Source organism: Pseudemcibacter sp., from assembly GCF_965661635.1.
Lineage (GTDB): Bacteria > Pseudomonadota > Alphaproteobacteria > Sphingomonadales > Emcibacteraceae > Pseudemcibacter.
Genome location: NZ_CBFIEP010000070.1, coordinates 1 through 5,192 on the forward strand (window position 1 = coordinate 1; position 5,192 = coordinate 5,192).

3 protein-coding genes and 1 pseudogene are annotated in these 5,192 nt (G+C 40.4%); 3 read left to right on the plus strand and 1 reads right to left on the minus strand.

Annotated elements, in window-relative coordinates:
* The first annotated feature begins 99 nt into the window (after window positions 1-99).
* A complete protein-coding gene (locus tag ACTF6W_RS05135) occupies window positions 100-1,428 on the plus strand; it encodes an aminotransferase class III-fold pyridoxal phosphate-dependent enzyme (RefSeq protein WP_438993475.1) in 1,329 nt (442 codons plus the stop codon).
* 34 nt (window positions 1,429-1,462) lie between these two features.
* Window positions 1,463-2,962, plus strand: a complete 1,500-nt coding sequence (locus tag ACTF6W_RS05140; protein WP_438993476.1) for a CoA-acylating methylmalonate-semialdehyde dehydrogenase — start codon at window positions 1,463-1,465, stop codon at window positions 2,960-2,962.
* A gap of 259 nt (window positions 2,963-3,221) precedes the next feature.
* Here the strand turns inward: ACTF6W_RS05140 and ACTF6W_RS05145 are convergent, their stop codons facing one another.
* Window positions 3,222-4,796 (minus strand): FAD-binding oxidoreductase, encoded by a 1,575-nt coding sequence (locus tag ACTF6W_RS05145; protein WP_438993477.1) that lies wholly within the window; start codon window positions 4,794-4,796, stop codon window positions 3,222-3,224.
* 133 nt (window positions 4,797-4,929) lie between these two features.
* On the opposite strand from ACTF6W_RS05145, the pseudogene ACTF6W_RS05150 reads away from it, so the two are divergent.
* Window positions 4,930-5,192: pseudogene (locus tag ACTF6W_RS05150) on the plus strand (hypothetical protein); the annotation flags it as partial.

Here is a 5,192-nt window from a genome sequence, read left to right on the forward strand (position 1 = left end):
GGAGATCAAAGCCTCCTTATGAAATAGGCCAATGGATTCTCAAATCATTTGATGACGGACATCTATACTATCAAAATATAATAAAGCGAATAATGTGCTATGAATCAAAAAGATAACAAAAATGATCATATGGCAGCCTATTGGATGCCTTTTACACCAAACCGTACTTTTAAAGAATCCCCGCGACTTTATAATCGGGCTAAAGGCCTTTATTACGAAACCAGCGATGGGCGTCAAGTTCTTGACGCCTTTTCCGGCCTTTGGTGTTCTAATCTTGGTCATTGTCACCCAAAAATCACTGAGGCTATTCAAGATCAGGCTGCAGAACTTGATTACGCCACTGCGTTCAATTTCAGTCATGAAAAAGCTTTCGACCTTGCAAACATCATTGCTGAACAATTCCCAGAAACACTCGATCATGTGTTTTTTACCAATTCAGGATCGGAAGCCGTTGATACGGCCTTAAAGATGGCGCTTGCGTATCACCGTATAAACGGCGAAGGCACGAGAACACGCCTAATTGGTCGCGTAAATGGTTATCATGGTGTTGGGTTTGGCGGCATATCTGTTGGCGGCATGGTCAATAACAGAAAGTTTTTTGGCGGCCTTTTAACAGGCGTGGATCATTTACCATTTCCATACGACGCCGCTGAAGACGCCTTTACCCGCGGCGAGCCAGATACAGACCCTATGAAATATCTTAAAGAATTAGAGCAACTTATTACGCTACACGATGCGTCAACAATCGCTGCCGTAATTGTTGAACCGATGATCGGTTCAGCCGGAATGTTTGTTCCACCTAAAGGATATTTAAAGAAACTACGTGAAATTACAGAGAAGCACGGCATTTTATTAATTTTTGACGAAGTCATTACTGCTTTTGGCCGTCTAGGAGAGGCAAATGCCGCAACATATTTTGGTGTAACACCAGATATTTGCACAATGGCAAAAGCTATCAATAACGCTGCCGTACCTATGGGGGGTGTTATTGCTTCTAAGAAAATATATGATACTTTTCTTGATGGTACTAAAGCGGGTATCGAATTTTTCCACGGCTATACTTATTCTGCACACCCCCTCGCCGTCGCCGCAGCGATCGCCGCTCAATGCATCTATAAAGAAGAAGGTATTTATGAACGAGTAAGAAACAATATCAAATTTTTCGAAGATGGGATGCATAGTTTAAAAGGTGAGCCATTCATTACGGATATCAGAAACTTTGGTCTTGCCGCCGGCCTTACTATTGAACAGCGTGACGGTGTGATTGGTGCCCGTTCACATGATTTCTTCCTGAAAGCCTATGAACATGGTATCAATATCCGCACGAACGGCGATACAATCGCCATTGCACCGATATTGACCAGTAGCAAACAAGAATTAGAACCCATATTTGATATCCTTAAAAAAACAGCGAACGACATTCAATAACAAGCATCATAAAGAAAAACGTAAAGAGAAAAAAATGTATAAAATAGATCATTATATTGGCGGCAAAAATGTCGCCGCAACAGGTGGCCGATCAGCTCCCATTTATGACCCGTCAACTGGTCAGGTTCAAGGTGAGGTCGGGCTTGCAAGTACCGACGATGTCGATACAGCCGTTGAAACAGCTGCGAAAGCCTTCGAAAGCTGGTCAGATACCGGATTAATGAAACGTGTCTCAATCATGTTTAAATTCCGCGAACTTTTAGAACAAAATCGTGATGAATTATGCGAGCATATCGTAAAAGAACACGGCAAAGTTTGGGACGACGCCATGGGTGAATTAACCCGTGGTTTTGAAATCGTTGAAAATGCTTGCGGCATTCCTGAAATGTTAAAAGGTGAATTTTCCGAGCAAGTGGGCAGCGGTATTGATGTTTATAATACGCGCCAAGCACTCGGTGTTGTTTGCTCGATCACCCCTTTTAATTTCCCTGCGATGGTACCGCTTTGGACCATTCCGCTGGCGATTGCCTGTGGGAATACGTTTATTTTGAAACCATCAGAACGTGATCCATCATGTGCAAATGTTATGGCACGTCTATTTTCTGAAGCAGGACTTCCCGATGGCGTTTTTAATGTGGTGCACGGCGATAAAGTGGCGGTTGACCATATTCTAAAACATAATGGCATTGAAGCTGTAAGTTTTGTAGGTTCAACTCCGGTCGCCGAATATATTTACCACACAGGAACAGCCAATAACAAACGCGTTCAAGCACTTGGCGGTGCAAAAAATCATGCGATTATTATGCCTGATGCTGATATTGATCAAGCGGTTGATGCAATGATCGGGGCCGCTTTTGGTTCCGCAGGCGAACGTTGCATGGCATTATCGGTTGCCGTTGCGGTTGGCGATAACGTCGCTGATGAAATGATCACAAAAATTAAAGATCAAGCAGAAAACATCAAAGTTGGGTGCGGCATGTCAGCAGGCAATGAAATGGGACCACTAATCACGAAAGAACATTGCGCGCGTGTTAAAGGTTTAATTTCAGAAGGTGAAAAAGACGGTGCAAAAGTCGTATTAGATGGACGTACTTTTGAAGGCCCTGATGGAAAAGAAGATGGATATTTCTGTGGCCCGACAATTCTTGATAATGTTACAAAAGACATGTCGGTTTATAAAGAAGAAATCTTTGGTCCAGTTTTAGTAGTTGTGCGCGTGAACAGCTATGGAGACGCCGTGAAACTCGTGCAAGATCATGAATATGGTAACGGTACATGCATTTTCACAAGAGAAGGCGATATTGCCCGGAATTTTACACGCAAGATCAAAGTGGGAATGGTCGGTGTTAATGTTCCGTTACCCGTGCCCCTTGCCTTTCATAGTTTTGGTGGCTGGAAACGCTCAATATTTGGCGATCATCACATGTATGGGCCAGAAGGGGTCCGTTTCTGGACTAAGATTAAAACCGTAACGTCACGTTGGCCAACCAGCATTATGTCAGGCGCCAACTTAAGCTTCCCCTCTAGCGATTAATTCTGCTCGTTAGCAAGCTTAAAAATACTTAATATATAGGAAGGAATTTGCACATTACATCATCTTAATTTGAATTTTATACGAAATTGGTCTTATTTAAGATCATATTTATTTTGAAAACTATATTTTTAGCCTTAAAGTCATTGAAATAAAAAGGTTCTAGTATTTCTTTGCTAAATTATTTGTATATATTTAGAGATGAAAATAATATGAATAATAAGGATATTCGATCTTGATCAATGCTAAATAAGTCAATTTTTTATAATCCAAGTGAACCTGGATTAATAAGGTTATCAGGATCTGTGTATTGTTTAATCGCTTTGACAAGGTTCAAACTATTTTCTTCAATTCCTTCGCTATATTGATAAGACTTACCTATTTGCAAATGAACCACTGCATGCTCCTTAAATAGCAAAATCAACTTTTTCCTTAATCCAGTTACGAAATCTCGTATCTCTAGGTTTTCATCAAACCCTTTTAAGGAATTTAAATGTTTCTTCTCAACCGTATCTTTGTGCAATTCTTTCAAGGCGTCGTGCCAGAAAAATACAGGCTCAATCAGTGAGGCGCTTGCTCCTACCGTGACATACATATAACCAACACCAACTTTATATTCTTCGATTTTTTCTATATTTTCTGCAAATAAATCCCTAATGGCATCATGCAATTTAACAACACGCGAATGAGGGGATAACCCATGAACGGGCGCCCATCTTTCGCCATCCGGACCAACCATATTATTAAGAGGTAAAAATGGATTGGCATTTATAAGTGTGGGAATACTATTTTCAATTTCCTTGCCGCCCGCTTCAATTGCAATCTTTCTAATTTCATCCATATCGGACTTAGCAACTTCTTTTGAGTTATTTTCACTGGTTGCATGAAATGAATAAAGCACGTCCTTCATATATCCGCGCCCAGCTACGGCAAGTTTTGTTCCTTTTTTAACAGCATCTAAAAAATTATCTGCCGCACTTAATACACCCGTTAAACTTTTTATGTCTTTAGCGATACTTTCCCGTTTTATACGCTGTTCTTGAAGATAAGGATCAAATCCGAAACATTCACTTGCAAGTCCTTTTCTTGAAATTTCGCTCATTGCCGGCAACATATCTTCGTAACGATCAAAACTGAATGAACCAAATTCATGATATTTTGGCCTTTTCATTAGCTTTAGCGTAATTTTCGCTTTAATACCAAGGGCCCCTGTATCCCCTAAAAAGATACCCGTTAAATCGGGGCCATAATGTCTAAAAAATACATTTCCACCTTTTACTGATGCAGATCCGGTTCTGATCATTTCTCCTTTTGCAGTAATAACCTCTAAGCCAATAACGCTTTCCACTGCCGAACCATAAAGACCCGTTCCAAAAAATAAGCTATTTTGGCTAACTCCGCCTCCAACGGTGGCTTTTAACCCTGATAAAGTTCCCCAGAATGGTGTCCTAACATCAGATTGCTTAAGTGCATCATGGATTTGTGCCCAGGTGCACCCACACTCAACGGTGATATACATATCCTCATGATTTATTTCGACAATTTGATTTAAGCGAGATGTATCAAGTGAGATCGCTTTTTCTTGGCTCGGTAAATACCCGCCTGTATATGACATACCACCACCGCGAGGGAAAATGGCATATCCAGCATTAGTCACAGCTGCCACTGCCTTTGAAAGTTCGGTTATATTTCCAGGTTGAATAACAGCTTTCGTAGTATTTTCCGCTTCCATAAAAACATCTTGAGAATAAAATTTACACTCTTTTTCTTCAGTAATCACATATTGATCACCTAATAAATTTGTTAATTCTTCTAATAATATTGAAAGATCAGACATTTTTACCTCAAGGTTTAGGTTTTATTTAAGCCTACTATAACAATGATTAAAGGTGCGATAATGATATTTGTCATTGCACTTTTGAGCAAAGAAATAAATCATCTAATCAGAAAAAATTAATAAAGGAAGCGTTATGGGAATCACCAGAAAGAACGGTGATACGGAAGGTCGCATCAAAATGGCAACCGTAAGCGCCCCCGACATCGACGCAACTCTTAAGAGCTATCAAGATCATTTTGCTTATAAAGTGATAGAAGAAAGCATTGTCACTGAGACACAAGCAAATTCTTGGGGAACCCCTAAAATGGTAGGAAGAAGACAAATCATTACGGGGCCAGAAAGCGGTGCCGAAGTTTATATCCGTCTAGTTCAAAATGATGATGTGCCGAAATATGA

Bases quoted from the DNA above. Each gene is read 5' to 3' on its own strand.
- ACTF6W_RS05140 (WP_438993476.1), top strand. From the start codon at position 1,463: ATGTATAAAATAGATCATTATATTGGCGGCAAAAATGTCGCCGCAACA.
- ACTF6W_RS05145 (WP_438993477.1), bottom strand. From the start codon at position 4,796: ATGTCTGATCTTTCAATATTATTAGAAGAATTAACAAATTTATTAGGT.
- ACTF6W_RS05135 (WP_438993475.1), top strand. From the start codon at position 100: ATGAATCAAAAAGATAACAAAAATGATCATATGGCAGCCTATTGGATG.